At 36.9% G+C, this 26,923-nt stretch carries 25 protein-coding genes; 11 read left to right on the top strand and 14 right to left on the bottom strand.

All coding sequences use genetic code 11. The features are described 5' to 3' along the window. The first annotated feature begins 235 nt into the window (after nt 1-235). On the top strand, nt 236-4,027 hold the full coding sequence (locus DEU42_RS09965) for a hypothetical protein (RefSeq protein WP_114758150.1): 3,792 nt from the start codon (nt 236-238) through the stop codon (nt 4,025-4,027). On the opposite strand, the gene DEU42_RS09960 is transcribed toward DEU42_RS09965, so the two are convergent. Beyond that, nucleotides 4,024-4,245, bottom strand: coding sequence for a helix-turn-helix domain-containing protein (locus tag DEU42_RS09960; protein ID WP_114758149.1), 222 nt, complete (start codon nt 4,243-4,245; stop codon nt 4,024-4,026). The genes DEU42_RS09965 and DEU42_RS09960 overlap by 4 nt on opposite strands. 84 nt (nt 4,246-4,329) lie before the next feature. On the opposite strand from DEU42_RS09960, the gene DEU42_RS09955 reads away from it, so the two are divergent. Both DEU42_RS09955 and DEU42_RS09950 read left to right on the top strand, forming a co-directional pair. Next, nucleotides 4,330-4,893 carry a hypothetical protein gene (locus DEU42_RS09955; protein ID WP_114758148.1) on the top strand — a complete coding sequence of 188 codons (564 nt, stop codon included), beginning with the start codon at nt 4,330-4,332 and terminating at the stop codon, nt 4,891-4,893. Then, entirely contained in the window at nt 4,893-5,384 is a 492-nt protein-coding gene (locus DEU42_RS09950; RefSeq protein ID WP_114758147.1) for a hypothetical protein, read from the top strand. Before DEU42_RS09955 ends, DEU42_RS09950 begins: the two co-directional genes overlap by 1 nt. A 59-nt stretch (nt 5,385-5,443) precedes the next feature. On the opposite strand, the gene DEU42_RS09945 is transcribed toward DEU42_RS09950, so the two are convergent. The 3 genes from DEU42_RS09945 to DEU42_RS09935 form a co-directional block, all read right to left on the bottom strand. Further along, nucleotides 5,444-6,361 (bottom strand): hypothetical protein, encoded by a 918-nt coding sequence (locus DEU42_RS09945; protein WP_114758146.1) that lies wholly within the window; start codon nt 6,359-6,361, stop codon nt 5,444-5,446. After that, a complete protein-coding gene (locus DEU42_RS09940) occupies nt 6,361-6,669 on the bottom strand; it encodes a helix-turn-helix domain-containing protein (protein ID WP_114758145.1) in 309 nt (102 codons plus the stop codon). Before DEU42_RS09940 ends, DEU42_RS09945 begins: the two co-directional genes overlap by 1 nt. Before the next feature lie 401 nt (nt 6,670-7,070). Continuing rightward, on the bottom strand, nt 7,071-8,351 hold the full coding sequence (locus tag DEU42_RS09935; protein WP_114758144.1) for a phage integrase SAM-like domain-containing protein: 1,281 nt from the start codon (nt 8,349-8,351) through the stop codon (nt 7,071-7,073). A 356-nt stretch (nt 8,352-8,707) separates the two neighbouring features. On the opposite strand from DEU42_RS09935, the gene DEU42_RS09930 reads away from it, so the two are divergent. Together DEU42_RS09930 and DEU42_RS09925 are read left to right on the top strand one after the other, a co-directional pair. Continuing rightward, a complete protein-coding gene (locus tag DEU42_RS09930; RefSeq protein ID WP_114758143.1) occupies nt 8,708-9,580 on the top strand; it encodes a DUF808 family protein in 873 nt (290 codons plus the stop codon). Nucleotides 9,581-9,650: 70 nt separating this feature from the next. Beyond that, nucleotides 9,651-10,151: a cupin domain-containing protein gene (locus tag DEU42_RS09925; RefSeq protein WP_114758142.1), complete on the top strand. Its 501-nt coding sequence runs from the start codon at nt 9,651-9,653 to the stop codon at nt 10,149-10,151. A 139-nt stretch (nt 10,152-10,290) separates the two neighbouring features. Here DEU42_RS09925 and DEU42_RS09920 read toward each other — a convergent pair whose 3' ends face one another. The 6 genes from DEU42_RS09920 to DEU42_RS09895 all read right to left on the bottom strand — a co-directional run bounded on the left by DEU42_RS09920 (nt 10,291) and on the right by DEU42_RS09895 (nt 16,375). Further along, on the bottom strand, nt 10,291-11,463 hold the full coding sequence (locus DEU42_RS09920; protein WP_114758141.1) for a helix-turn-helix domain-containing protein: 1,173 nt from the start codon (nt 11,461-11,463) through the stop codon (nt 10,291-10,293). Between the two features lie 93 nt (nt 11,464-11,556). Continuing rightward, nucleotides 11,557-11,967, bottom strand: coding sequence for a DUF202 domain-containing protein (locus DEU42_RS09915; RefSeq protein ID WP_147278100.1), 411 nt, complete (start codon nt 11,965-11,967; stop codon nt 11,557-11,559). A 75-nt stretch (nt 11,968-12,042) separates the two neighbouring features. After that, a complete protein-coding gene (locus tag DEU42_RS09910) occupies nt 12,043-12,690 on the bottom strand; it encodes a hypothetical protein (RefSeq protein WP_114758139.1) in 648 nt (215 codons plus the stop codon). A gap of 209 nt (nt 12,691-12,899) precedes the next feature. Further along, nucleotides 12,900-13,955, bottom strand: a complete 1,056-nt coding sequence (locus DEU42_RS09905) for an Omp28-related outer membrane protein (protein ID WP_158537873.1) — start codon at nt 13,953-13,955, stop codon at nt 12,900-12,902. 41 nt (nt 13,956-13,996) lie between these two features. Next, on the bottom strand, nt 13,997-14,722 hold the full coding sequence (locus tag DEU42_RS09900) for a T9SS type A sorting domain-containing protein (protein ID WP_114758137.1): 726 nt from the start codon (nt 14,720-14,722) through the stop codon (nt 13,997-13,999). A 108-nt stretch (nt 14,723-14,830) separates the two neighbouring features. After that, nucleotides 14,831-16,375, bottom strand: coding sequence for a T9SS type A sorting domain-containing protein (locus tag DEU42_RS09895; RefSeq protein ID WP_114758136.1), 1,545 nt, complete (start codon nt 16,373-16,375; stop codon nt 14,831-14,833). 345 nt (nt 16,376-16,720) lie between these two features. On the opposite strand from DEU42_RS09895, the gene DEU42_RS09890 reads away from it, so the two are divergent. The 3 genes from DEU42_RS09890 to DEU42_RS09880 all read left to right on the top strand — a co-directional run bounded on the left by DEU42_RS09890 (nt 16,721) and on the right by DEU42_RS09880 (nt 20,016). Beyond that, nucleotides 16,721-17,197: a TlpA family protein disulfide reductase gene (locus DEU42_RS09890; protein ID WP_114758236.1), complete on the top strand. Its 477-nt coding sequence runs from the start codon at nt 16,721-16,723 to the stop codon at nt 17,195-17,197. 3 nt (nt 17,198-17,200) lie between these two features. Then, on the top strand, nt 17,201-18,898 hold the full coding sequence (locus tag DEU42_RS09885; RefSeq protein WP_114758135.1) for a DUF6029 family protein: 1,698 nt from the start codon (nt 17,201-17,203) through the stop codon (nt 18,896-18,898). A 137-nt stretch (nt 18,899-19,035) separates the two neighbouring features. After that, complete coding sequence (locus tag DEU42_RS09880; protein ID WP_114758134.1) at nt 19,036-20,016, top strand: Gfo/Idh/MocA family protein; 981 nt, start codon at nt 19,036-19,038, stop codon at nt 20,014-20,016. A gap of 63 nt (nt 20,017-20,079) precedes the next feature. Here DEU42_RS09880 and DEU42_RS09875 read toward each other — a convergent pair whose 3' ends face one another. Further along, nucleotides 20,080-20,673, bottom strand: a complete 594-nt coding sequence (locus DEU42_RS09875) for a hypothetical protein (RefSeq protein WP_114758133.1) — start codon at nt 20,671-20,673, stop codon at nt 20,080-20,082. 184 nt (nt 20,674-20,857) lie between these two features. On the opposite strand from DEU42_RS09875, the gene DEU42_RS09870 reads away from it, so the two are divergent. Together DEU42_RS09870 and DEU42_RS09865 are read left to right on the top strand one after the other, a co-directional pair. Continuing rightward, entirely contained in the window at nt 20,858-21,730 is an 873-nt protein-coding gene (locus DEU42_RS09870; RefSeq protein WP_114758132.1) for an AraC family transcriptional regulator, read from the top strand. A 232-nt stretch (nt 21,731-21,962) separates the two neighbouring features. Beyond that, the gene (locus DEU42_RS09865) at nt 21,963-22,388 is read left to right on the top strand and encodes a hypothetical protein (RefSeq protein WP_147278099.1); all 426 of its coding nucleotides are present in this window, start codon (nt 21,963-21,965) and stop codon (nt 22,386-22,388) included. A gap of 28 nt (nt 22,389-22,416) precedes the next feature. Here the strand turns inward: DEU42_RS09865 and DEU42_RS09860 are convergent, their stop codons facing one another. Beyond that, on the bottom strand, nt 22,417-23,166 hold the full coding sequence (locus DEU42_RS09860; protein WP_114758130.1) for a DeoR/GlpR family DNA-binding transcription regulator: 750 nt from the start codon (nt 23,164-23,166) through the stop codon (nt 22,417-22,419). Between the two features lie 117 nt (nt 23,167-23,283). Here DEU42_RS09860 and DEU42_RS09855 point away from each other — a divergent pair, with 117 nt between their 5' ends. Beyond that, on the top strand, nt 23,284-23,826 hold the full coding sequence (locus tag DEU42_RS09855) for a 5' nucleotidase, NT5C type (protein WP_114758235.1): 543 nt from the start codon (nt 23,284-23,286) through the stop codon (nt 23,824-23,826). Between the two features lie 108 nt (nt 23,827-23,934). Here DEU42_RS09855 and DEU42_RS09850 read toward each other — a convergent pair whose 3' ends face one another. Beyond that, nucleotides 23,935-25,392: an alpha-L-fucosidase gene (locus tag DEU42_RS09850; protein ID WP_114758129.1), complete on the bottom strand. Its 1,458-nt coding sequence runs from the start codon at nt 25,390-25,392 to the stop codon at nt 23,935-23,937. Nucleotides 25,393-25,431: 39 nt separating this feature from the next. Continuing rightward, the gene (locus DEU42_RS09845; protein ID WP_114758128.1) at nt 25,432-26,913 is read right to left on the bottom strand and encodes a family 43 glycosylhydrolase; all 1,482 of its coding nucleotides are present in this window, start codon (nt 26,911-26,913) and stop codon (nt 25,432-25,434) included. Nucleotides 26,914-26,923: the final 10 nt, after the last annotated feature.

Raw genomic sequence — 26,923 nt, 5'->3', positions numbered from 1 at the left:
TAGAGTAATATTGTATTTCCCTATTAGTATTAAGAGCGTAAATACCTTAAATTTCTACAGGTCTTTAATTCACCGGTAAGACAAAAGTTAGCCGGCTGTATCTGAAAGGTTATTGAAGATAAACTTTAGTTATAGGCTTTCCCTATATTAAATGAATGTAAGTAAAATATAGAATGATTCTGAAAATGTTTTTATATAAATACTTACATTTAACCATCTTACTAAATCTTACAATATGAAATTAATTTTAAGAGATCATATAGAAAAATGGGCAACGAGATTTGATTCTAAAGGGACACTCCCTACACTTATTTCGCGTTTAGTTAGAGCTAGTACACCCTACGGTACAAAAGCAGACTTTCCTTCAGGTAGTGCGGCTTTCATTGGTGGATGGGATGGAACTGTAGATTGCCAAGAAGAAACTCCATATGTTCCTAAGGGAATATCTTTATGGGAGTTTGGGACTGAGGATGATAATAAAGGAAAAGCTGACGATGATTATGCTAAAAGGACTAAAGATCCTCAAGGATATAACCAAAAGGATTGTGTCTTTATTTTTGTTACTCCTAGGTTTTGGAAAATGAAAGATAAGTGGGTTAGTGCAAAAAAAGCTGAGGGGATATGGAAAGATGTAATTGTATATGATTCGTCGAACTTAGAGCAATGGCTTGAGATTACTTTGTCTGTATCAAGATGGTTTTCTAGCCATGTTGGAAGTTATCCTTTTGATGGAATTATGACAGCCGATGAATTTTGGAGTGAATGGTCGACTGGGATGAATGGTTTAAAATTATTACCAGATATAATAACTTCAGGAAGGGAATATGAACAACAGCAATTGTTGACAATATTACAGGAATCTGCTAGTATAAAGGGTGTGAGAGCGTCAACTAAGCAAGAGGCGATTGCTTTTATAATAGCTTCAGCAATGCAATTTCCTGAAGGAGAATCCGAAAGATTTTTCTCTAAATCTTTAATAACAGATACAGAGGGTAACTTTAGAGGAATTAGAATAAATTCTAGTACCTCCTTAAATTTAATTCCAAGGTTTGATGAGAGGCAACCACTTTATTTAGCCGCTTCTGAAGGGCATCATATATTAATCCCCTTAGGTGCAGATGATCCATTTAGTCAACAGGAAACTATAACACTTCCGACAATTAATAGAGAAGGACAAATTAATTCTTTAATTAAAAGCGGAATAAGTGAGGAAACTGCAGAAAAATTTTCAAGGGAAGCAGGTAGGAATATTACAATAGTAAAAAAACTTCTTGGATTTGAGGCATCAAAAGCTAAGTGGTTTGTTACAGAAGATATTAAAGAGATTATTCCTGCATTACTTTTGGGAAGGTGGAATGAGACTCATGTCGGTGATATAGAGATTTTAGAAAAGCTGTCCGGGGTAAAATATACAGAATATGTTGTCACTTTGGCTAAGTGGAAAAATTTTGAAGAGTCACCAATAATTCAAATAGGAGAAACATGGAGATTAACATCACCTCTTGATCTGTGGACAAATCTATCTGCTCACATAACAAAATCAGATTTTGACAATTTCAGTGAATGTTTTTTTAAAGCTTTTAAAAATGGCAACCCAGTAATCCGGCCGGAGGGTGAAGATACTGTTTTTTCTTACTATAGTAATAAAACTGAATTTTCAAGTTGGGCAAGAGAAGGATTGGCTCAATCTTTAATATTGATTGCACGTTTCGGTGACGGATTAAATATTGCAAATATAAAAACACCACAAATATGGGTTGATGAAATAATTAATGAGCTCCTTAAAGTTGATAATGACAAACTATGGGTTTCAATTAATCATGAAATTCCATTGATAGCTGAAGCATCACCTACTAGCTTTTTAAATAATGTTAAAAAATCGCTCTCAAGTAATAAACCACAAATAATAGAAATGTTTACTGAAACGGAGGGTTTTTTGTATGCAAATAGTAATCATACGGGGCTTCTTTGGGCTTTAGAAGGTTTGGCATGGATGCCAGAGTACCTTTTAGATGTTACAGTTATTTTACTTACATTATCACGACTTGATCCGGGTGGAAGTTTGTCTAATCGCCCTATAAATTCTGTAAGAGAAATTTATAAGCCATGGCATTTTCAAACATTGGCAACGTTTGAAGAGAGAATGGAAGCCCTAACCTATGCAGTTAAAAAGGAACCAAAATCAGGATGGATATTGCTTATGTCTATGATGCCAGACTATAATGGTATTGGACAGACCACTCATAAAATGAGATGGAGAATATTTGACAAAAATACTCATCAAAATTACACTCATAAAGAAGTTCATGATACTTATTCTTCTGTTTTTTCACTTATTCTTGAAACGTTAGAATATGAAGATTCTAAATTTTTAGAATTGATTAATAAGTCCGTAAATTTAGCATCTACTGATAGAAGAAAAATTTTTGATTGGGTTGAAAAACACGCCTCTGATGTGAAGATGTCAAGTTTAATGACATGGAATGGACTTCGTAAAATACTACATCATCATAGATCATATTCAAATGCTGATTGGGCTTTACCGGAGACAGAACTTTTGCATTATGAGAAATTATATAAAAAGCTTACGCCACAAGATACTATAAGTAGAAATCTTTGGCTATTTAATGAACAATGGCCTGATTTTCCTGAAGGGTTTCCATTTGTAGAGGCAGAATTCGAAAATAGACATAAGAAACAAGAGGCAAAAATTAGCGAGGTTAGGAGGAATGCCATCGAAACTTTCTTGTCTGAGTTTGGTGTTCAAGGTACTTTAGAAATAAAAAAATCTATAAAAAATTCATGGGCATTTGCAGAAGCACTTGCGTATGTGCTTACTAATGAGGCTGATATTCTATCAATTTCTGATAGTTTGTCCGATGATCAAGATACAAGGTTTGTACACGGTTTTTTTTATACCAAATTTATTTCTGAAGGTTTTCAATGGATTATAAATATATATAATACCTTCAAAACTCATGGCTTTAACAGTAGTGCATTGGCAAATATCCTTATACCTTTAAATCAAACTCAAGAATTATGGGATTTTGTTTCAACTCTTGATGAGGATGTGCAAATTGAATATTGGAGAAACATATATCCGAGGTTTTTTCATGTTTCGAATGATGAAAAAACTTTTGGGATTAAAAATCTTATTAAACATGGCCGTTTCTTTTCAGCAATAGATGTATCATCCCATTTTGCTAAAGAATTACCGACAACAATATTAGTTGAGCTATTACAAAAAGCAGCTAATGAAGAGGCTAGTGAAAAGCCTAATATTCAAACACATGAAATTGAAAGAATTTTTGAGTCTCTTTATGAACGAGATGATATTGATAACTCGATCTTAGTAAATCTGGAATGGCTTTTTCTGCCCATTTTTGACTCTTATCATGGTAAAAGAAATCCAAAAATATTAGAAGAAGAACTGTCAAAAAATCCTAAGTTTTTTGTTGATCTTATTACGTGGATGTACAGGCCGGATAGTGATGTTGAAGCTAATACCGATGAAAATACGCTGTCAGATGAACAAGTTCAAAACCGAGCGACCCAGGCTTACCGTCTTTTACGGTCGTGGAAAAAAATTCCTGGTATGCAGGATGATAGCTCTATTGATAAAACTCAGCTTGTAGAATGGATTGAACAGGCTAGAAATTTAGCTGAGCAGGCCGGTAGATTAAATGTGGCTGATTCTCATATAGGTAAAGTTTTAGCTACCTATCCTGAAAATATCTCTTCTTGGCCACAAGAATTTATATTTGAAGTAGTTGATAATATCAATTCTGATGATGTAAAGAGTGGCTACAGGTCAGAAATGTTTAATAAAAGAGGTTTTTCTTCAAGGGGGGCTAATGAGGGGGGCGATATAGAGAGAGGTCATGCAAATTACTTCGCCAAACTTGCCAAAGATTACAAGAATAAATATCCAAATGTCGCTGAGATATTTAAAAAGCTTTCCGAAGGTTATCTTTTAGATGCTCAAAAGATGGATGATAGTGCAGAAAGAAGGAAGTTGGAATATTAATGTTTTAAAAGCTCAGAAGGAGCTACACCCAATACAGAGGCAATTTTGTATAATGTGCGCAAAGTGGTGTTAATTTCAGCTCTTTCAATTCTGCCAATCTGTGATTTGGGGATGTTACAATCATTAGCCAAATCTTCCTGAGAAAGTCCACTTTGTTCTCGGAGTCTCTTAATTTGTGAGCCAACTAGCTTTATAAATGTATCCTCTGAAGCATCCATATCCAAAGGTGTAAACAATCTAAAATTTGTTTGGACGCATATATGCGTTTTTTATATATTTACACCTGATAAATCTATAGGCACATGAAAAAAATAGTACAATTCTTAAGCGTTTTGTTGATTGTATCTTGTTCAGGTTCGGACGAAAGCCCTGTAACAAATCAGCAAGGGACAAATTTTTTTAAAGTTAATAATACAGTTTATCCAATAAAACATGTTTACATATTAGCTACTAAATATTCTGATCTTGATTTTGCTGGGTATAATATTATACTTACGGATGGTGAAATTTCGACAAATCATGACTTTGACGGTGTGGAAAGTTTTTCTGACTCAATGACACATGCAGCGTCATTTTTTGTAATGTTTGATGAACCATTAACAACTATTCCGAAAGGAACATTCAAATACAATAGTAGCCCGGGAACTAGAGATCTGGCATCCTACGGAATTGTGGATAATATAGTAGTTGAAGGCGGAGAAATAGCATCATCAAATATTGTTTCCAAACAGTCTGATTTAATAGGAGAGAATGGAAGAATTATAATCACAGAAAATACAGTCGATACGAATATAAATTTTAATCTTGTCACCACAGTAGGTCAAATTCAAGGGCAATTTACAGGAACGGTAAAAACCAATTTCTAATGAGAACAATATACTTCTTATTTTTAGTTTTATTAGTTTCGGCTTGTCAGAATAATAATTCCTCAAATCAAATTGAACCTCAAAATTATTCAATTCCTAAGGCAGTTCCGGTCGAAACTTCCGAACCGGTGATAGTTCCAAAGTATTACTTTATGGTTTTTACGGCTGAGCAACCATATGAATTATATACATCATATAATAACGAGAAACATATTCTTAAAAGAACTGTACAGCATATTACTGATATTGAGGAAGTGAACATTGAGATAGACGAAGACTTCAAATATAGAGCTTTGGATAATGCTGAAAAGAACATAAGGGAAACTGCTCTGAGAGGAGCCACAAACAAATTTAGAATGCTTGCGACTGCATATGAAATTAGTGAAACAGAGGCTGAATCAAAAATTATATCAAGAGACCTGTATGTTTTCGATTCATATGCAGACGCAAGTAAAGCAAGGCACTCACGTATAGAGAATGTTTCAAAATAAAAGTATGTGCCTATATAGAGGGTTTATTTGTTAGACCTTCTATATTTGACATTCATGCCCTAAGCAACCATCTTTAATGATTGTTGTGGGCAGTCCATCATTTGTGAGAACTTTTCAGATACTTTTGTTAGGATGTCGTTATGAATACTGTTTAAATGATATTTCGTAATAAGAGCTTTAAATCTAGCCTTTCTGTTTGTTTTAACCTTATAGCTTCTATCTCGACTAAGTTTTTTCCAGTAATTGGGATTTGTGTATAAATTAAGTTCATTTTGATCCTCTTGCGTCATGTCTACTTCTGAAAAGTCATCTATAACTATAAGTTTTTGGATTTCACCCATCAAGAAAGCATATAGTTTTCTTATTACATCTTCCTTTTGTAAATCCTCCAGTCTATTTATTCCGAACTTCTGAAGCTTACGTTTAGATATGATTTTTATTTCTACTCTTAATATATGATTTTGTAAGCGATATTGTTTAGACTTATTGTAAATCTTGAGTAAATAATCGGTTTTGTGAAATACTTTCATATCGCCCCGGCCTCTAAATTTCTCATCTGCATTAGGGGGATCTAAGTCATACATTAATAAGTTATAGTCAATTAGTTCTTGAGGATCTTTAGATAATTGAATATTTAATCCAAATTCTAGATTTGTTATATATGTCTTCTTATTCAATCCAAAAACTTTAATTAAATGAGAAATACTTTCATTAGAGGATGAAAAGCATAGATCATTAAAATTTTTTCTCTCCTTGCCATTTAGAAGATTGGTAAGCATATGGATACTGCCCCTTATAAAGGAACTCTTACATGTTAGCACGACATCCATATTAAAGTATTTACCCCTTTTTGGGCAAGCATCTATCAACCCGGTTGATAGGTCTAATTTTGTGCTTAAATCAATGACACGAGTATGATTGATATGATCCTGTAGGTGTTTTTTTTGAGGAATCCAGATTTTTGCATTATCTATCATTAGGCTGCATCGTTAATAGTTAATTTTCTTTTAGATTGAATAGGAATTAAGGCGTTTATCAACTCACTTTTCTTATAATATCTTCGCCCTCCAATTCCATATGCTTGTACCTTACCTTGTTTAGTCCATTCCCATAATGTTGATTGATCAATACCAAGAAAAATAATGGTTTCATCTCTAGTTAACACTTCCTTTTCGCAAGGTTTCAGATTTTCAATTATATCTTTTAGTTGGCTCTTAAGATCAGAGCTTAACTTTGTAACCAGTTGTTCAGGGCTATACTGTATAAATTGTATATTGGAATTCATTTTGATATGTTTTAGTTAAACAATAGATCGTAGCCATCTCTTACAAATGACTCTAATAACGTGATCTCGTACTGATTTTAACTCTCATTGATGCACCAACGAAGAGAAGATAATTTAACTTAGTAGCTACCTGTTTTTCATCTAGTACAAAGTTACTACACGATTTAAACGCGAAATATGATCTGTTAGATAGGGAAATACTATTTAACATTATGAATACTGGTGAATATTGTAAATTATTGAAAATCAATATTAATTTGCTGAACTTAATTAAGCTTGGAAAAAGTTTAACATTTCTGTATAGCCAATTAAATTAAGCTTGGAGTTTGCAAGCCAAATTAACAATTGTTTAATAAGTTAACTCTTATTTAAGGTTTCTTAAAAAATCTTAAAGTACGTTATTATACAAAATAATCGCTAATTTCCATAGCCATATCCTTGTTACTTTTACCGATATAATTTAAAAACATAGATTCACTTTTGTGGCCTGTTATGTATTTTAAATAGGTAGTTGGTACCTTTCCATAATAATTGGTGGCAAATGATCGTCTACCAACGTGAGAAGTAATCAATTCCCATTTTGGATATGTTCCTGGCTTTTTCCTGAATATTCCGCTTTCCGGTTCTGTTTCTTTGTATATACTTCCTTCAACAAGTGTATTTATACCTGCTATTTTACAAACAGTTTTTATAAACTCATTATATCGTTGATCAGATATTTTATAAGGGAAGTCACCATTTCGGCTCTCAAGAATGTTCAGAACTTTGCTCGATAACGGTATTGACATAACTGTCCCTGTTTTCTTTTGGGTAAATTCCAGCAGATGAATTTTCTTTGCTTCCTCTTTATTATCGCCCTTTTTTAATTCAATACGGATCATGTCTTTTTTGAATCTCATAAAGTCAGATACTCGTTGCCCCGTATAACAGGATATAATAAGCCAATCTCTCGCATTTTTGAGGCTCTCAGACAGTTCTTCTTTAATATTTTCTATTTGGCTAATCTCATCAAATGTTAAGTATATTTTTGCAGACCTCTCCTTATTAGCCTTCAGATTATCAAGTTGTGGACTAGTTTCAATTCCCATTGACCGGGCATGTCTACAAAAGGTTTTTACAAATGAAAGTTCCCTTTGAATAGTGTTTTGGGCGTAGCCTTCAGAAATATAAAAATCTATAAACTCGTTTTTAAATTTATCATTAATGTCTTTAATGTATATAGGGGTTTTCTTCAATGTTTGTAGCTTTTCAAGCTTACCTTTTATTGTTTTAAACTTTTGAATAGATGAATCTTTCAGATCAAATCTCCTGTGAGTGATGTAAAAATCAATATACTCAATTATGGTATTTGGTACAGCCTCGTCTTTGGCCGGGTTATAGTATAAATCTATTTGATTCTTCAGCCATACGTTAGTAATTTGTTCAGGGTTAATTAGATCAAAAGCTTTTAAAATGTGATTAGAGAGTTTATTAATCTGTGTGTTTATATCATGTTGTAGATTTAAATTCACAGAATCCTTGATCCTTTTTTGAGGGTGTATTTTTTCCCAATAGTATTTTGAGACGTATACTTTTGATTTGCCTCCAAAGACAAAGTCTTTATCATTATATCTGTACAAAAGTCTAATGTTAAGATTTGCTTCTTCTTTTGTTGACCGGTAGAGAAAATTTACTGTAGGCATAGGTGTATTGTTACAATACAAATATAACAATTTTGTATTATTTTTGTACGGTAACATCCGAATTATTCCAATATTACCGATTGTTATCCAAGATGAGTATATGTATTATTTAGTTGTAAAATATTGAAAAACAGAGTTTTTATTGTTGTTATGCAATGTATTGTATTTGGTATGATATAGGATGTATGCAGTCCCTTCCTCTCTGCCAAAGAAATCAATGCTCCCGCTATGCGGGAGCATTTTTTGTAATCCGTGCCACAAAAACAAATTATCTTAACACAAGTTAAACTTACCCATCTCTCTCGCAAACTCCCTCAAATTTCCCTATTTTTGCTGCTTAACAACCAAAAACAACTATGGCAGGAGGAATTTTTGCGATTCTTGATGATATCGCAGCATTGATGGATGATATTGCAGTAACGAGTAAAGTGGCTACCCAAAAAACAGCCGCTATACTTGGTGATGACCTCGCAGTTAATGCTGAAAAGGCCACGGGCTTTTTATCGTCGCGTGAGCTGCCTGTACTTTGGGCTATTACCAAAGGCTCACTTCTTAACAAGTTAATCATTATCCCTATTGCCTTATTGCTGAATTACTTTTTTCCTGTAGCTATTAAATGGGCTTTGGTATTGGGAGGTATTTATCTTGCCTATGAGGGCGTAGAGAAGATTATCGAGTTCCTGTTTCATCGCACTAAAACTGGTCATGAAGTAATAGAAGATGCAGAGGATACCGATGGCCCTGAAGAAGAAAAAGCCAAAGTGAAATCGGCCATTACTACCGACTTTATATTGTCTATCGAGATCGTTATCATTGCATTAGGAAGTACCTTAGGAAAACCATTGATGACACAGATACTGACTGTCGTTGTAGTTGGCTTTCTGGCTACTGTAGGTGTATACGGAATCGTTGCACTTATTGTACGTATGGATGATGCGGGTTTCAGCCTTATACGACGTTCTAACGATAAAGGCTTTTTAGGGGCGTTGGGTAATTTGCTTGTTAAAGCATTGCCTGTAGTTATTAAGGCACTTGCTGTGATTGGTACGCTTGCACTTATCATGGTGTCAGGTGGTATTTTTGCACATAACATTGAGTACCTGCACCATTTTCTTCCGGAATGGCCATCTATAGCAAAAGAAGTAGTTATTGGGCTTGTTGGCGGAATTGCTGCAGTTATTCTGATGACTATCGGCAAAAAGATACTGTCGCTTGTAAAGCCTGCGTAAGGTTACAGGTACAAAATATGAAATGCTCCGCGAGGGGCATTTTTTATTACTTTTAAGTAAATTTTTAATCATGGCTGAATCAAAACCACTCATCATAACAGGTCCTGAAGAAGGCGATGCTCTTTTTATTGCAGGCTCTAATTACAGGGTTGTACTCACCGGAGGACAAACTAATGATAAACTGGCTATTATAGAAATGAACATGCCGCCGGGCAGTGGTCCTGTACCGCACGAACATCCGTTGTTTCAGGAAAGTTTTTATGTGTTGGAAGGGGAAGTGGAGTTCAGGACAAAATCAGGAACATATACGGCCAGAAAAGGTGCTGCAGTAACTATTCCCGAAGGTGGGCCAGTGCATAATTTTAAGAATATATCGGGCGAAATGGCAAAGCTGTTATGTGTGGTAGCTCCTGCAGGACTTGATGCTTTTTTTAAAGAGGTTTCAAAACCATTAAGGGAAGGAGAGAAGCCTCAGCCGCCTACCTATGAGGAAAGGGCTAAAATTATGGAAACTGCCGAAAGGTATGGACAAAAGCTCTATCCGCCGGATTATTTTGACAAACAATCATAAAAAACTACATTATAATATGTTTAATGACAAGCAGTGATTTAATCGTTATCATTTAAGATATTATAAAAAGTACGTTACACATATCTTATTTAATAAAAAAAGGAAACACGAGGTTTCCTTAATTATTGGTTGTATTGGTTTATGCTGTTGCAGAATAGTTTTTAAGTTTAGCTTCGTTGAGAGAATTCAGGTACTCTGAAGGAGATTTTCCCATGAGCTTGGTAAAAGCCCTGAAAAATGTTGTCCTGGATTTAAAGCCTACAGCCCATGCCTGGCCTTCAAGCGAAAGGCTTTTCCATTCACTGTCGCCGAGTTGCTGGATGAGGTATTCAATTCTTTTTTTATTTATAAAATCCTGAAAGTGCAGGTTATGATAGGAATTTATAAAATGCGACAGATGATGTACAGGTATATCAGTCAGTTCAGAGAGGTCACGTATCACAAATCCCTTTTTAAGGTAAGGTTTATCTATTAATGCCTTTTCTATCTGAGCAGAGTACTCCAGTATCTTTTTGTCGGACAATACAATTGCTTGTGCCTTACAGTGCTCAACTTCATTGATTGAAGGGGCTTCGGTAATTACCTCTAATGTTTTTAGGTAGTCTTCGTGAAGTTTTTTTGTGTCAAAAAACACAGAAGGCTTGTAAAAAGCCACATAGCCCGCTCCTAACAGTATCGCTGAAATAATGAAGTCGTTAATAATATTGAAGTTTACGCCGAAAGAAAGACCATAAACTTTTTGGATGAACAGCCCAATGAATAGTGATAGTATTAAAAAGCTAAAACATTTAAGCCATATGGTTTTTTTTGCTGAGAGTAAAACAAGTTTATCCGTATTGGTAAATGTAATTAATGCCTGCGTGTAGGCATAAAGTAACCATGCAAGGCTAACCAGCATATTAAAAGCATAAAAATCGGTAGTGTAGTCAACAGTGTTAAATACCCAAAAATTTGGATTAACGATTTGTGAGTTACTTGTAACTGTATAAAAAAGATAGAGTAAAGCGGGCAAAAAATTCAGCGAATGATACCATTTGAATACCAGAGATGGACTGGTAGTTTTCTTGGTGTATAAATAAGCGCATGGAGCAACAATAAAGGCTAATGATTTTAAAGGAGAAGCTTCATTGAGATAGAAATGCAGGCTACTGGTATATAAGCCATAGATGCAGGAGCAGGATAATGCAAAAAGGCAAAGGCTAAGAAGTAAGTTTTGTAAGATGTTTTCCTTTTTGCAAATGATAATGACTGAAACTATCAATCCAATCATTCCGGCTAAAAAGAACATAGTGGATAGTAAATTTGTAATCATAATAAGGTGTATTGGCTGTTGGTCTTACTAATTTAGACTTTATTTCAACTGCAATACGTTAATAAAATGTCAAATTGGTTAAAATTTTAACATTTAGGTTACTATGAGTAAATAACTTATCCCGGTGCCTACTAATACAGTAAAGGCTGATATTAGTAGCATTGGAATTAATGTATATGAATTTATTTTGCTAACACTTGATAGTTGCTTTCTTCGCAGTAAGAAGTAAAACGTAATAACGGTTAAAAGTACAGTGCCGGTCACAACAAGGACAATGCCCATAATATTGCTTTCGGCAATTATTTCCTGAGTTAATAGTTTTGCTTCAGAAAGTATCTGTGGTCCCTTGCTGATACACAGTCCGGCTAAGATCATGACAAGTGTAGTACGCACCCACGCCAGATGTGTTGTTTCCAAGGCTAGATCGGTTTGTTCTGCCGTTAGATAATCCCTGAATTTCCTTACCGGAACTATCTGATGAAAACTGGAGTGTATTTTCTTCATGGCCATGTTTTGATGTGTTTGGTAATTTCAATGGAGGTATTGTTCAATAATATATTTACTCCGGTTAAAGTATTTTTACTTCTTAGAAGACATCATTACATTGTCTTTGTCCATCTGAGCCGAAAGAGCTTTGTTGTAACCCGCAAGAAAATCATCCAATGATGCAGGATTGTAGGTTTTAGACTGAACAGACCAAACCATTTTTTCGGATTCGGCATCGTATAGGTTCGATTCAAGGTAGTATATCTTATCATCGGTATAATAGCCTGGGGTATAAAAGTTGTTATAACCGTAAGTATAATATGTACCGAAACCACCATAATAACCAAAACCCATAGGGTAGTAATTTGTAGTTCCCGGAACATAACGGGTTTCATGTTCCTGATTTACTAATGCTACTGTTAGTATTCCATCACAATTGGTTTCTCTTATTTTTTTTAAAATAAGTTCTTTGTCTTTTGTAACGTCACCGGATCTGAAATTGGGAGGTAATACATCTGAACTTTTTACCGTAGCAGATCCTCTTGAGGCTATTAACTGAGCCAGTCCGTTTTCAACGGTTTGCCTTGCAGCAGCCCTGTCTGAAATAGCAACGATAAAGACTTTGCTATAAGCTTTCTGAGGTGCAGCTGCATCTTTATACGATCCGGTTACCGACGTATTTGTGCCACAAGCTGTAACTAAAAATAATAAAGTGAATAAGTAAAGGTGTATTTTTTTCATAATCAGGATTGTCTTTGGTTAATATGACAATGCAAAGTAACCTGATTATATTTCTTAAGCCTTTTTTTTAACGCTTAATAGGTTGCATCTTATAAAATGAAACATTTTTCTAATATTTAGTGTTGCTGCATAGTTTTTACATTCCATAGTGGCATAAAAAAAACCACCAGCGCTAGCTGATGGTTTTAAATATCTTAGATAAGAATTTCTTAAAGAAGCTCGATTTCCTGAGTTTCACCAGGAGATGATTTTCTCACGTTAATCACCCTTCCGGTTTCATCAATTACAAAAGCGATAAACTCTATGTTAGCAGTATTAGCAACATTTGCAGGTACCGCAACATTGAAAGTTCTTGTATATGTCTGGCCAATTTTTGTTTGGTCAGCAGTAATAGCTTCACCGGTCATTCCCGTAAGCGGATCTCTAAGCACATGATTATGCTCGTAGTCTTCCAGTAGGTCAACCCCGTCATAATATGAAGTATAGTTGTGCTGCTCATAAATAAGCCCGTTTTCAACTACGTATACTACCAATTTAAGGTTATTACTGAAATCTTTACCAAACATTACATTTACATCCATACTAATATTACCGTTAGCAATAGAAGATGTCATAGCAACACCAAGCTTTGGGTTTTCACCCTGTGTTAGAGCTATGGCTTGATTGATATTGTTCGGTTCAGGGAAAGCCCACTGAATGTTTCTGTTCAGGTATCCTTTAGGATATCCCGGAGCAAGGTTCATTGCTGTTTCAAATGCAGAAGTGTCATAGGTGTATGGATCATATCCGGTGTCATTAGGATTTTTTCCCGGACCGTGGATGGCTACTGCTATAGCATCTTCGGTTTGATTATGAACCAATTCTATAGCATGCGCAACCCTTGGGCACCATCCGCACCATGTGCCTGTGTAATCTTCAATCAGCATTCTTTTCCTGAAGTTGATTCCTGTTCCGTCGTGATAGTTTATCATTAATGGTGATGAAGTTACGGCATTGTAAACAGCTGTTACTTCAAAATTTCCAACAACATCAGATGTGAATGTGTTGCCTTCAATTTTGTTGCCATCAACATAAAATTCAGCCTCTTCAGTCAGTTCATCGCCTTTAGCGTCTTTTACTGTAAATGTAACGGGGTTTCCAATTACCTGAACAGATTTATCGGCAGTAAGGCTGATGTTTGTCTGGGATTCTAATATTTCATAATCAGTTGAACAGCCTATAACGATAAGTAGGGCTGCAACTATCAGGATAAAATTCTTTTTCATTGTAATGTAAGCGTGCATTGGTGCTTTTAAGCTAATGCGTATTAGTTTTTAACAAACTTTATCTGAGCTGTTTTGTTTTCTTCGGTAGTAAAACGTGCAAAGTAAACACCCGCTGCAACTGATGAAAGGTCGATTGCCTGAGAACCATTAACAACAGTAGCCGATTTTACGATTTGTCCGTTGATGTTAACGATCTGAAGTTTTGCATTTTGGTTAGCAGTAACGTCAAGTGTGTTTTTTACTACAGTGTTATTTACTACGATACCCATTTTCTCAAGAGAAGCAAAATCAGTAGTTGATGCTGTAGGGTCGTATTTATACGTGAAAGTAATAATCGGTTCACCTGTTTGCTCTCCGGCAGCGTTTACGTGTACAAGTGCCATGGTGTAGCTTACAGGAGATTGGTACTGATTGTAAAAGTAGTTTTCTGCCCCACTTGTTCCGTTTGGCAATACCTCTGTGTATTCATTTGCTACACCCGGAGGAGCCAAAGTACCTTCAGGTGCAGTATTAAAGCAGTATCCTCCGTAACAAAATTGTACCTGATTTCCTAAAGGATTTACATCTGAATCAACCATTTTAAGCTTAACATTAATGGTTTCTTCAGTATTGTTTAAAACCAAAAAATGCATTTTCGCTTCTGATCCATAAACATTGTAAGTATATGTCTGGTTATTTTGAAGTTCTACATCACCATCCATTACTATAATTTGTGCCTGAGCAAAAACACCAACAAAAAGTGCAGCTGCTAAAATAATCTTTTTCATTTTTCCGAATTTAATTTAATGTATGCGTTTTTATTAAAAAAGCTATCGGAAACAGAAAAGCCGTTCCCGATAGCGTTATATTATATAACTGTTAAATAGTGTTTAAAACTATTTGATGATTAGTTTTTCAACTCTTTCGCCAGATGCACCGTTTATTTTAGCGATGTACATACCTGTAGAAAGTCCACTTAGGTTGATAGAACCACCGTTTTCGATACCTTTAGCAGTGTGAACTGTTTTACCTGTAAGGTCAGTAACCGTTACGTCGATGGTTTCTTCAGTGCTAAAATTGAAGATGCCGTTAGAAGGGTTAGGGTATACAGCTAATGATTTAGTTTCGAAAGTCTCGTTATCAAGAGTTCCGTTTGTTTTGAAGGCAGTCTCCTTAATAACCTCGTATTGGAAAGTACCATTGTGAGTAAACAGTAGAGTTCCATCTCCAGCTGTAATAGTTACGCCGTGTGCTGGAGCTTCACCATTTTCGTTCGCATCCCAACCATCACCATAAGCATCACTTAAGAGGATAGTATAACACTCATTAGAGCTTAGTGTTTTATTGTATGTAAACGTTTTTTCCTGATAAGTAGGTGTGTTAGTGTAGTTTGGTGTTTGGTATGCTATGTCAGCTGTAGTGTAACCTCCCTGAGGTTTGTTTCTAAGGATGTAAAGTTTCATCTCATTAGGATACTCATCTGTATGAATCGTAATAGTTATATCATCAGTAGATTCAAGCGGAGTACCTGTTACATAATCATATTCTGCTGTGATGTTGTTTTCAGGGTTTGTATCAACTGCCGGAGCATTATTAACCTGAGTAAGTATAGCCTGATAGTTAGCACCTTCTTCAGAAATAATACCATCAAAAGTTACTTCAGCTACTCCAAAAGGAACCAGGTTAACGTCAAAAGGCTGAGTTGCTACTACTTCCCCATCTTTTTTAAGTTGTACTTCTACATGAGATACAGTGTGTCCGTAACTTTGTACATATGCACTTACAGTAGCTCCTGATTCACAGTATTTTCCACCTCCGGCTCCAATTCGGCCCCAATGGTCAACACCTACCATAGCAGTACCTCTTGCAGTATTAATAGCTGCAACCATAGTAGCTAACGAAGCTCTTTCAAGGTTAGTAACTGTTCCAGGTTCATCTTGCCCGTTTGGAGTAATTATGTAAAGAGATGGAAAACCTTCAAGATTATAAGCTGCAGCAGCAGTATCATTATTGATTATAGGATAATTTGTTCCCTCAATCCAGTTTCCTTGTGATGGGCCGCGTTCAGGTTGTCCTGCTGTTGGAGGTAAACTTTGTCCGCCTAATTCAAGTATGTGTGTATTGTCATCAGCTTCAACGAATATTACAGCAAGCTCATCGCTTCCGTTTGGTCCGTAAGCAGCATAAAGATCTTCTAGTGTATGAGACTCGTGGAAAGACCAACATGGGCCACACCAAGCTGCTGACAAATCAACAACTACAGTTTTTCCAGCATTTAGATAAGCCTGAAGTGAAATTTGTTCACCATAAGTTATGTCATTCCCTACAATTGAAAGGATTTGCTGTCCTGAAATTTCCGGCGCCGGAGATCCGTTTGCGATTTGTGCATTTGCAGCAAAGGCACCCATAAGCATCATGCCAAGTAGTAGTCTTTTTTTCATAGTTTAAATAGTATAGTTGTTATTTTATCTTTTATATTCTAATCTAAATTAAGTTGTTATGGGTTAAGCATATATAAACCTAATGTAAATTATTTTGACGAAATTATAGAAAAAAATGACATGTCAAAATTTTTTCGTCAAATCATGTAAAAAAAAATCTAAAAAATGGCAAAAAACATGATAATCTACCAGTTCGATAGACTTTTAACCGCTAAAAATGCAACTTTTTTTAAATTTTATGCTGTTCTTTTTTGTTTTTAACGAAAACGCATACTATTAGATGTTAATTTTTTTTTAATATTGCGCACGCTACTGCAAATGCAGTTTTATTTAAACTTTATAATTATGAAAAAATTAGCCCTGCTGTTTTTGTTTCTTACAGTTTCTGCTTATGCGCAAAAAGAAATGCCATCGGTAACACTTAAGTCATTAGATAATAAAACACTTAGTGTTAAAAATGATTTCGCTGAGAAAGATAAGCTTTATGTATTTTGTTTTTGGGCAACATGGTGCGCTCCTTGTATTAATGAGCTTGATGCAATAAATGAAAATTATGCAGCATGGACTAAAGAGCTTAATATGGAGGTAATTGCCGTTTCTATTGATGATACGCGTACACAAAAGCGTGTTAAGCCGTTGCTTAACGGTAAAAAATGGCCATATACAGTACTGCTTGATACAAATCAGGATTTAAAACGTGCTCTTGGAGTGGCTAATCCTCCTTATACAGTAGTGGTAAAAAATAAAAAGATAGTTTACATCCACAATGGTTACAGCCAGGGTGCAGAAAAAGAACTTTATAATAAACTGAAGCAGCTGTAATTAATGAAAAAGCTATTCCTACTATTACTGCCTTTTGCAGCGGGTGCTATTTATGCCCAGGAAAATGATACAATACAAAAAAAGAACTACGGAAAGATATACGGAAGTTTAGAATCGAACTCGCAATGGTATCTTAACGATAAAGGGAGAGGGCTTAACCATCCTGAAGATCCTTTCCGTTCTAACAATTACTTGTTGGTAAATTATCAGCTTGGAGGTTTTACTGCCGGAGTTCAGGTAGAAGCTTATGAACCTAATGCGCTTTTAAACTACAATCCGGGTTTTAAGGGTACTGATCTTGGTATTTATTTCGCAAGCTATAAAACAGAAAAGTTTGAGTTTACTGCTGGTTATTTCTATGAGCAGTTTGGTAGCGGAATGCTGCTCCGTGCATGGGAAGACCGTGCATTAGGTATTAATACTGCACTTCGTGGGGGAAGAATCATTTACCGCCCAAGTGACAATGTAAGATTAACAGCATTATACGGAAGACAACGTAGCGGTTTCGATGTGGCAAATGGCGATATCTATGGCTTTGATTCTGATTTTAACGTAAGCCAGCTGCTAAACTTTCAGGAAAGTGACCTTTCATTTGGATTAAGTTATGTTGGGCGTTACGAAAATGTAGATTTACCGGATCCGAACTTTCATTCATTAACGAGCATGTCGGCTTTCCGATTTAATTTCATTCATGATGCATTTTATGTGTCAGGGGAGTATGATTATAAAATTGATGATGCAGTGCTTGACGCACAGAATAATATATCGAATGATTTCGTAAAACCGGGCAATACGGTATTGCTTAATTTCGGATATTCTAAATCAGGACTTGGTATCGATGCAACTTTCCGTCGTATTGAGAACTTTAAAGTGCTTTCTGAAAGAATTCCAACGGCTACCGGAGATTTACAAACAACCAGTCTTAACTTTAACGACAAGGTGCTAAACTTTACACCGGCACTTACAAAACAGCACCACTCTAATCTGGCTAATATTTATGTTTTCCAGGCGCAAAGTAAAGTAGACTTTATTGACCCAACTAAGATGAAAGCGGGTGAGACCGGGGGTCAGATAGATATTTTCTACGACTTTGATAAAGGATCGTCTTTAGGAGGTAAATACGGAACTAAAGTTGCCCTGAATTTATCAAGCTGGTATAATCTTCCGGGGAGTTACAGAGCCGTTCCGGCAGATTATAGTACAAGCTTTTTTGGTGTAGGTGAGAAATATTTCTCAGACTATAACTTTGAGGTGAAAAAGAGGCTTTCTGATACATGGCTTACAGGTTTTGAGTATATCAACCAATACTACAACAAAGACTGGTTAGAAGGTGGTGATAAGGTAAGAGCTAACATTGCTGTTGCAGAAGCTACTTACAACTTTGCTGATAACAAATCAATCCGTCTTGAAGGTGAACATATGTGGGCCGATGCCGATAAGAAAAACTGGGCAGGTGGTACACTAGAACTTAACCTGAATGATAAATATTCTTTGTATGTTTGGGATATCTATAACTACGGTAATGACGATCCTAAAAAACAAACACACTACTACAATATGGGAGGTGCTTACCGAATAGGAGCTACCCGTATTGCTGCTAACTACGGTAGGCAGCGTGGCGGACTTGTATGTGTGGGCGGTGTATGCCGTTTCGTACCTGAGAGTACTGGTTTTACGCTAAACATTACTACTGCTTTTTAATAATTACCAAAGTTTTATATACGTGAAGATCCCTCTGAACTAATCAGGGGGATTTTTGTTTAAATATAGTCAAATAGACTATAAGTGTTTGTCAAAAAACACTATTTTTAGCTTTCCAAAAAACAAACCAAAAATCTATGAAAAACTATCCTGAGATTATCCGTTGGGGTATTATTGGCTGCGGCGATGTAACAGAACGTAAGAGTGGTCCGGCATATCAGAAAACGGAAGGATTTGAACTCTATGCCGTAATGCGCCGTGATTCCGAAAAAGCGGCTGATTATGCGCAAAGGCATGGTGTTCCTAAACATTACACCGATGCTGATGCGTTGATCAATGACCCTGAGATTGATGCCATATATATTGCTACACCACCGGATACCCATGAATTTTATGCCCTTAAGGTGGCCGAGGCTGGAAAACCATGCTGTATAGAGAAACCTATGGCACCGTCATATAGCGAGTGTGTTAACATTTGTAAAGCTTTTGAGGGAAAAGAATTGCCATTATTTGTGGCTTATTACCGTCGTTCGCTGCCTCGTTTTTTACAGGTAAAGAAATGGATGGAAGAAGGAAAAATAGGGAAGGTGCGCCATGTAAACTGGCATTTAAGCAGAACACCTTCGCCGGTAGATATATCGGGAGAATATAATTGGAGAACTGATGCCGAAATAGCCAGAGCAGGTTATTTTGATGACCTGGCCAGTCATGGACTCGATCTTTTTGCTTTTTTCTTTGGTGATTTTAAAAAGGTAAACGGCAGCAGTTTAAACCAGCAGGGGCTTTATACTGCAAAAGATGCAGTTGTTGGTTCCTGGGTTCACGAATCAGGGGTTACAGGTACCGGAAGCTGGAACTTTGGAAGTTTTGAGAAAGATGATAGTGTTACTATCATTGGCAGTAAAGGAAAGATAGAATTTGCAATATTTGATGATGTTCCTTTAAAACTTACAACAAATGATGGAGTTGTAGAGATTGAGATCGAACATCCTGAGAATATTCAGCTTTACCATGTTAAGAACATGAAAGAGCATTTGGTAGGTAATCTGCAGCATCCTTCAACAGGAACCTCCGGAGCCCATACCAATTGGGCAATGGAAAGTATGTTAGGTTTATAAAAAAGAAAGGCCTCTGCAGCACAGCAGAGGCCTGATTCTATAACCAAACCTAACCTTAAACTGTTACCTTACAGCAACAGTTTCAACAAACATTTTATCGTTATATTTTGTTACTACGGTAAACTTCGCAGCATTAATTTTCTTGGTGTCAAAGCGTTTTGCATATGCAGCCTCGCCTTTAAAGGTTTCGTTGAAAAGCTCAACATTGTTCTCATCATAAAGAACGATCGATACCGGTGTATTGTTCACTTCTTTGATGTTTACGGTTACGATACCGTCTTTAGTGGTAACCACAGGCTTAAGCACTTCGGCAATAGCCCTGTCAGACACTGATGCTGTTTTCTCATCAATCCTGATTTCGTAACGCGCTATTTTAGTTCCGTTTTCAGCTTCAAGGAAATAGCTTCCTGCCGGGAAAGCGTTCAGGTCATACGTCCTGCTTATCTTTCCGTCTTTGCCCTTAATGTTTTCTTCAAAAAGGATCTCACCATCTTTACCGGTAATAGATACGTGTGCTTTTGTATTGTTGATTGAAAAATTGATCAATTTTCCAAGGCCGCTTCTTACGCTAACAGAAAAATCTGCATCGTTTGCTCTTACTCCAAACGCAGTTAAAAATACTGCAAGGGCTAAACCGAATTTCACTACATTTTTCATACTATTTATATTTATTGGTTTAACAAAAATTCTATGTTGCTAAATTAGTATTGATGTAAAATAGTATGCGCACCTATATTTTCTAATTTATATACTATATTGTCTTTTCGAAAACGTTATAGGTTAATTTCATGTAAATACTGGCATAATTTTTATAAATTTGAGTTCCAAAACACATCTGAAGATGAAAAATCTGAAAGCAACTTATGAAGTTATCGAACCTGCTTTTGGCACTTCTTTTTATTATTCCAAATATGTGCAGAATGCCAACATCAAAGCGCACCTCTGGCATTACCATCCGGAAGTTGAACTTGTATTCGTAAATGGCGGAACCGGAAAGCGCCAGATAGGCAGCCATATCTCCTATTATACGGATGGCGACCTAATACTTATAGGCAGTAACCTACCGCATTGTGGTTTTACCGATGACCATACAGGTAATAAGAACGAAACGGTTATCCAGATGAAACCTGATTTTCTGGGGGATGCTTTTATGGCGTTGCCCGAAACCCAAAACATCAACAAACTTTTCGAACGGGCTAAAGGAGGAATCGCTTTTGGTGAAGAAACTAAAAATGTATTAGCTGAAAGGATAGAAGCCATGGAATTCCAGCCTCCGTTGGAACGACTGCTTACCATGATAAGTATACTCAACGAACTGGAGCATGCGAAAGATTATAAGATACTGAATGCCGAAGGTTTTGCCCTGGAGACCCAAATGCAGGATAACGACCGTATTAATATGGTGTTTAACCATGTGAAGGATAATTTCAGGGAAGAGATTCCCCTTGAGGCCATGGCCGATATGGCGAGCATGACCGTACCCTCATTTTGCCGCTACTTTAAAAAAGTGACTAACAAAACCTTTACCCGTTTTGTAAACGAATACCGTATCGTGCATGCCTGTAAGCTGCTTACCGAAAAACAAATGAGCATTGCTGATGTATGCTACGAAAGCGGCTTCAATAACTTTAGCCACTTCAATAAGTCCTTTAAAGATTTTACAGGGAAGAGTGCTTCGGCGTATAGGAATGAGCTGAGGACGGTGGTGAAGTGATTATATATCCAACAAATAACACCGAAGGGGTGTCATATTTATAGCAATAATAAGAATAGGGTTTTTAAGCTCCGGAGGAGCGACATAATATATGCCGTTCCTCCAAATTAATTATTATATTTACTTAGCTAATCAATAAATCACCAATGAAGAAAATATTAATCTTCTTATTCTTCCCATTTATAGTCACTGCTCAAGAATACGCTACAACTGATAGTGGAAAAAAGTTTTGTTGAATAAAAATGGGACTTACAAATATGTGAAAGAGGTTTCTGATAAAGATGGCAGAATCCTATTGAAAAATTTTAAAGAAGCGGATGGACTTATTATTTATCCTGAATCATTGATAAAAATTGAAAATGCTGATGAAAAAAAGATTGATGTTAAATTTTCTTTTATTTCAACTAAAGATGAGTTTTCAACTTTGACAGAATCTTCGATAAATCTAATGGTAGCTAAAGCTAATTTTGAAGTTATGTATCTTATGAAAAATAAGTATACATATACTCCTAAAAAAATCCTTATGATTCATGGCGTTGATAATCAGAATTGGATTATAGATATAGTCTATACTGCTCAAAATGATTATGGTGGTTTAAAAGATGGACATAAACTTGTGACTATGACAGGAGATGGATTTGTTTACCATGTGGACTAACTTAAAAACTTTGTTGCAGCATCATCGGTTACACCACCTCAATCCCCATCTCTCCAAAACCTTTTAGCAACTTATTATCAGGTTCAGCTTCGGTAATGATTACATCCAGGTCGGTTACCGGGCAAATATAGAAAGGTTCAACGGTGTTGGTTTTTTCCAGTGACGACATGGCAATAGTTTTTGCGGCTTTTTCTACCATTATCTTTTTTACCTGTGCATCTTCATAATCCATTGCGGTTACGCCCATGCTTTCGTGGATACTGCATATCCCTAAAAAGCAGATGTCGGCCCTAACACGGCTAAAGGTATCCAGTGTTTCCTGCCCCATAGTAGTAAAGCCTGTCTTATACAGTCGCCCACCGGCAAAGATAACTTCTGCATTCGGGTGGTCTTCCAGCACATTGGCAACGGGAAAACTATTCGTTACAACCGTTATCTTTAGGTTTGCTGGCAGGCTTGCCGCCAGTGCTACTACCGATGTCCCTCCGTCAAAGAATACTACCTGACCGTCCGTTAAAAAGTCTAATGCTTTTGTGGCAATTATCTTTTTAGTGCCAATATCATGTTTTTCCCTGTCCCTGTAATGGTGCGGAACAGGTGAATGTAATACAGCACCGCCACGAACGGCTTTCAACAGCCCACGGGTATCAAGTTCCTTAATGTCACGGCGTATGGTATCTTCTGATACGTTAAGCGATTCACTCAATGCATCAAGACGTACTTTATTATCCTGTGATAACTGATCTAATATGGCCTGCAGGCGTTCTTCTTTTAACATGATATTGCAATATATTGCAAATATAAGCAAATAAATATTGCAAATAGTTGCAATTTATAATTTTATTACACTACCTTTGCTTCTAAATAATGCAATAAAATGCAGAATAACGCAACAATGAGAAAATCGATTGCTATAGATATGGACGGCGTAATGGCCGATATAGAACAATATATTGTAGACTGGTACAATAAAGAAGCCGGAACTACTATTACCAGAGATGAAATACAGGGTATGGAAGACCACGGTCTTTTTCCGGATAAAGAATTATTATTGAAGATTCTGAATACCGAAGGTTTCTTCAGGAACCTGCCTGTGATGGATGGTGCTGTAGAAGTGGTTAAAGCTCTAATGGAAGAATACGAAGTATATGTAGTGTCAGCCGCAATGGAGTTTCCGTTATCACTATTCGAAAAGAAAGAATGGCTGGCAGAACATTTTCCGTTCATCAGCTGGAAGAATATTATCTTTTGTGGAGATAAGAGCATTATAGATACCGATTATATGATTGATGATCACATCAAAAACCTTGATTTCTGTAAAGGAAAAACGTTGATGTTTACAGCATACCACAATGTGAATCTTACACATCATAAAAGGATAAACCACTGGAACGAAGTGAGCGGCCTGTTAAAAGAATTTGAAGAAGCCGCAGAGTAAAAAATATATTCTTGGGTAAGGATATACCGGAAAATGCAAAATGTTAATCTGGAATGTTTGGGTAAACCTGCAAGGTCTTTTAGGCCTTGCAGGAAATCAAAACAGATATTATTTCAACTCCACCTTCACTACAAAAGCTTTATCATCTACTTTTTTGGAAGGGGTCTTTATATGTAATCCTAAACTATCATAGGTATAGGCTGTCTTTTCAGTACTTCCTAAAATGCTAACGCTTTTTACTTTTCCTTTATTGGCTAAAGCCCCGAACGTTATAGAAGCATCTTCTCCCGGCCAGCCTAATACAATAGCATAAATGGTATTGCCTTTTCTGGTATAGCGAACGTCCTGTGCCGTGTAGCTAATTTTATCCAGGAACATACCGCCTTTTTCCTGTTTAGTTGGGCCTTCGCCAAAAACATCAAAAGTACGTGTGCCATAAATAGCCTCACCGTTTACGTTAAGCCATTGCCCGATCTCTAATAATATATCCTGTTGGTTTTTAGGGATAATACCATTAGCCATAGGTGATACATTAAGCATTAGCGCACCGTTCTTGCTCACGATGTCAGCCAATAGGTCAACAATATCATTAGCGGTTTTCAGGCCAAGGTCGTTAGTATAACTCCAGCTGCCTACCGATACGGTTTCATCCGTCAGCCAGAAATCTTTGGTGATGGCATTTTGGCGTCCTTTTTCAAAGTCTTCTATACTTACGCTTTTAGGAAGCTCGCCTTCCTTATGTGTAATGATGACCTGTTTCTTTTCCTTTACCGAGTGGTTAAAGTAGTATGCAACAAATTCCTGTTTTGTCTTCTCCGGTATCTTAGTCATTTTGCTGTCAAAATAAATAAGATCGGGTGAATAGTTATCAATAAGTTCCTTTAACTCACCATACCAATTGGCATAGAACTGATCGGGTGGAATATTACCATAGAACTGTGCCAGTTTAGGATCGGTTGACGATGTTGGGAATTTTGGGTTGTATGGGAAATACGAAATATCATCCAGCCATTTGTCCGGATTATCCTTATTGATCTGCAGATTTCGGTCTTTATGGAAAGAGGTTACCAGCTTCATGCCTCTGCCATGAATTGCTTTGGCAAGTTCGCCAACCAAGTCACGGTGTGGCCCCATATCCATACTGTTCCACGGGTTGATCTTACTATCCCAGTTACTCCAGCCATCGTGGTGCTCGGCAACTACGCCGGCAAATTTAGCTCCCGCCTTCTGGAAGAGCTCTGCCCAGTCATCAGCGTTAAAATATTCTGCATGGAACATCGGTACAAAATCATGGTAACCAAATTTAGAAGGATCACCATATAATGATACCATATGTTTGTACTCAGGCGTACCCTCTATAAACATATTTCGCGGAAACCAGTCGTTGGCATACGCCGGAACCGAAAGCACACCCCAATGTGCATAGATACCAAACTTGGCATCCTTAAACCATTCGGCAGTCTCGTCATATTTGGCAAGCGATTCCCAGTTAGGCTGGTAGGCTTCCTGCGCATTGCCTACAGTAAAGCTAAAAGCAGCACATGCAGCGAATAGTATTTTTTTCATGTTATATCGTTTAAAAAGCTCCGGAGGAGCGGCATATCATTAATCAATTGGCGTATATACAAAGTTCTTAAATGTTACGTTGCCTTCGCCTACGGCAGAAAGCCCTATCCTTAAACTCGTAAAACCGCTCAGTACATTGTGGTGAAAGGCTGATACCTCTGCCGAATTCTCAATTTTTGTCCATTTGTTGTTATCAGCGCTGTAAAACATATTTACCATTTGTCCGCGTTTTTCAAGGCGAAGGTAAATGTGTTTGCCTACCGGATTTTTCTCAGTAGCAAACTGCCATGAGCGTAAGGTAGCCATGATGCTCTCAGCATTGGCACCAATTCCGGTATGTATCCTGTCGGCATAAAAAAGAATAAGCGATGCCGTTGCGTTGCCTTCTATGGTAGCCTCAACCTGTACAGTATACGAATGATCTTGTGGGATGCACGATAGGGGAGCGCTGTCATGAAGACTTTTACCTTGTGCTTTAATATGAAGTCCACTCTTGTCTAGGCTGAAACGTTTAGTATCATATTCTTTAAAGAATTGCCATTGCTTTCCTAAGGCTCCTTGCTGGAAATCGTCTGATAATCCTGTTTTAGCCACAATTGCTTTGCCTTTAGGTTTTGCAATCGGGGCTTCAGTTTTTATACCATCAGGATTTTTGAACCAGCCGTCTTTTGTCCATTCGATAGGCTGAAGTAACGTTTGACGGCCTAAATTGTAATGCCCGTTTTCATAGCCGTGAAAAACCATCCACCATTTACCAGAGGCATCGTCAATGATTGTTGAATGTCCTTTCGACCACCATTTCTCGTCTTCACTACCTGTTCTAAGTACCGGATTATAGGGTGAATTCTCCCAAGGTCCAAGTGGCGATTTAGAACGTGCTGATATCACCATGTGGCTTGTAGCAGGGCCGGCGGTTCCGCCCTCGGCTACAGTCAGGTAATAGTAATCTCCCTTTTTCAGGATCTTAGGGCCTTCCATACAAAAACATTCTATAGACCATTCACGAGGGATAGCCCAACCATCATATACATGTTTTGCAGGTCCGGTTACCGATAGTCCGTCTTTAGACAACGGAACATAATCGCCCGCACTGAAGTACAGGTAACGATTACCTTTTTCATCTACCACATGACCAGGGTCAATGCTGCCTACTTTAAGATCGATAGGGTCGCTCCACGGTCCGTTGATGTTATTGGCCCATACCACATAATTGGTATTACTTACCGGGAAGTAGATGTAATATTTATTGTCATATTTTACCAGATCCGGCGCCCAAACCGAACCAACATTCTTTGTCAGGGCGTGGGTTACAGGTTCCCAGTTTACCATGTCTTTACTATGCCATATCAGCAACCCCGGATAATAGTCAAAAGAGGAATGCACGATATAATAATCGTCTTTATCTCTTATGATAGAAGGGTCGGCATGGTCGCCGGGAAAGATAGGATTGGTAAACGTATCTTGGGCCGATACGGTCTGAACCAATGTTAAGGACAATATGAAGAGTAGAAGTTGTTTCATATATTATTAA

This window comes from Flavobacterium sp. AG291 (genome assembly GCF_003350375.1).
GTDB lineage: Bacteria > Bacteroidota > Bacteroidia > Flavobacteriales > Flavobacteriaceae > Flavobacterium > Flavobacterium suzhouense.
Note: the sequence above shows the minus strand (reverse complement) of the source record. Positions and strands in the feature narration are given on the sequence as shown.

Excerpts from the sequence above, each read along its gene's own strand:
- DEU42_RS09965 (WP_114758150.1), top strand. The coding sequence starts at position 236 with ATGAAATTAATTTTAAGAGATCATATAGAAAAATGGGCAACGAGATTT.
- DEU42_RS09850 (WP_114758129.1), bottom strand. The coding sequence starts at position 25,392 with ATGAAAAAAATACTATTCGCTGCATGTGCTGCTTTTAGCTTTACTGTA.
- DEU42_RS09920 (WP_114758141.1), bottom strand. The coding sequence starts at position 11,463 with ATGATTACAAATTTACTATCCACTATGTTCTTTTTAGCCGGAATGATT.
- DEU42_RS09900 (WP_114758137.1), bottom strand. The coding sequence starts at position 14,722 with ATGAAAAAGATTATTTTAGCAGCTGCACTTTTTGTTGGTGTTTTTGCT.
- DEU42_RS09890 (WP_114758236.1), top strand. The coding sequence starts at position 16,721 with ATGAAAAAATTAGCCCTGCTGTTTTTGTTTCTTACAGTTTCTGCTTAT.
- DEU42_RS09905 (WP_158537873.1), bottom strand. The coding sequence starts at position 13,955 with ATGAAAAAGAATTTTATCCTGATAGTTGCAGCCCTACTTATCGTTATA.
- DEU42_RS09875 (WP_114758133.1), bottom strand. The coding sequence starts at position 20,673 with ATGAAAAATGTAGTGAAATTCGGTTTAGCCCTTGCAGTATTTTTAACT.
- DEU42_RS09940 (WP_114758145.1), bottom strand. The coding sequence starts at position 6,669 with ATGAATTCCAATATACAATTTATACAGTATAGCCCTGAACAACTGGTT.
- DEU42_RS09845 (WP_114758128.1), bottom strand. The coding sequence starts at position 26,913 with ATGAAACAACTTCTACTCTTCATATTGTCCTTAACATTGGTTCAGACC.
- DEU42_RS09870 (WP_114758132.1), top strand. The coding sequence starts at position 20,858 with ATGAAAAATCTGAAAGCAACTTATGAAGTTATCGAACCTGCTTTTGGC.
- DEU42_RS09860 (WP_114758130.1), bottom strand. The coding sequence starts at position 23,166 with ATGTTAAAAGAAGAACGCCTGCAGGCCATATTAGATCAGTTATCACAG.
- DEU42_RS09950 (WP_114758147.1), top strand. The coding sequence starts at position 4,893 with ATGAGAACAATATACTTCTTATTTTTAGTTTTATTAGTTTCGGCTTGT.
- DEU42_RS09960 (WP_114758149.1), bottom strand. The coding sequence starts at position 4,245 with ATGGATGCTTCAGAGGATACATTTATAAAGCTAGTTGGCTCACAAATT.
- DEU42_RS09925 (WP_114758142.1), top strand. The coding sequence starts at position 9,651 with ATGGCTGAATCAAAACCACTCATCATAACAGGTCCTGAAGAAGGCGAT.
- DEU42_RS09915 (WP_147278100.1), bottom strand. The coding sequence starts at position 11,967 with ATGAAGAAAATACACTCCAGTTTTCATCAGATAGTTCCGGTAAGGAAA.
- DEU42_RS09885 (WP_114758135.1), top strand. The coding sequence starts at position 17,201 with ATGAAAAAGCTATTCCTACTATTACTGCCTTTTGCAGCGGGTGCTATT.
- DEU42_RS09855 (WP_114758235.1), top strand. The coding sequence starts at position 23,284 with ATGAGAAAATCGATTGCTATAGATATGGACGGCGTAATGGCCGATATA.
- DEU42_RS09880 (WP_114758134.1), top strand. The coding sequence starts at position 19,036 with ATGAAAAACTATCCTGAGATTATCCGTTGGGGTATTATTGGCTGCGGC.
- DEU42_RS09930 (WP_114758143.1), top strand. The coding sequence starts at position 8,708 with ATGGCAGGAGGAATTTTTGCGATTCTTGATGATATCGCAGCATTGATG.
- DEU42_RS09910 (WP_114758139.1), bottom strand. The coding sequence starts at position 12,690 with ATGAAAAAAATACACCTTTACTTATTCACTTTATTATTTTTAGTTACA.
- DEU42_RS09895 (WP_114758136.1), bottom strand. The coding sequence starts at position 16,375 with ATGAAAAAAAGACTACTACTTGGCATGATGCTTATGGGTGCCTTTGCT.
- DEU42_RS09945 (WP_114758146.1), bottom strand. The coding sequence starts at position 6,361 with ATGATAGATAATGCAAAAATCTGGATTCCTCAAAAAAAACACCTACAG.
- DEU42_RS09935 (WP_114758144.1), bottom strand. The coding sequence starts at position 8,351 with ATGCCTACAGTAAATTTTCTCTACCGGTCAACAAAAGAAGAAGCAAAT.
- DEU42_RS09955 (WP_114758148.1), top strand. The coding sequence starts at position 4,330 with ATGAAAAAAATAGTACAATTCTTAAGCGTTTTGTTGATTGTATCTTGT.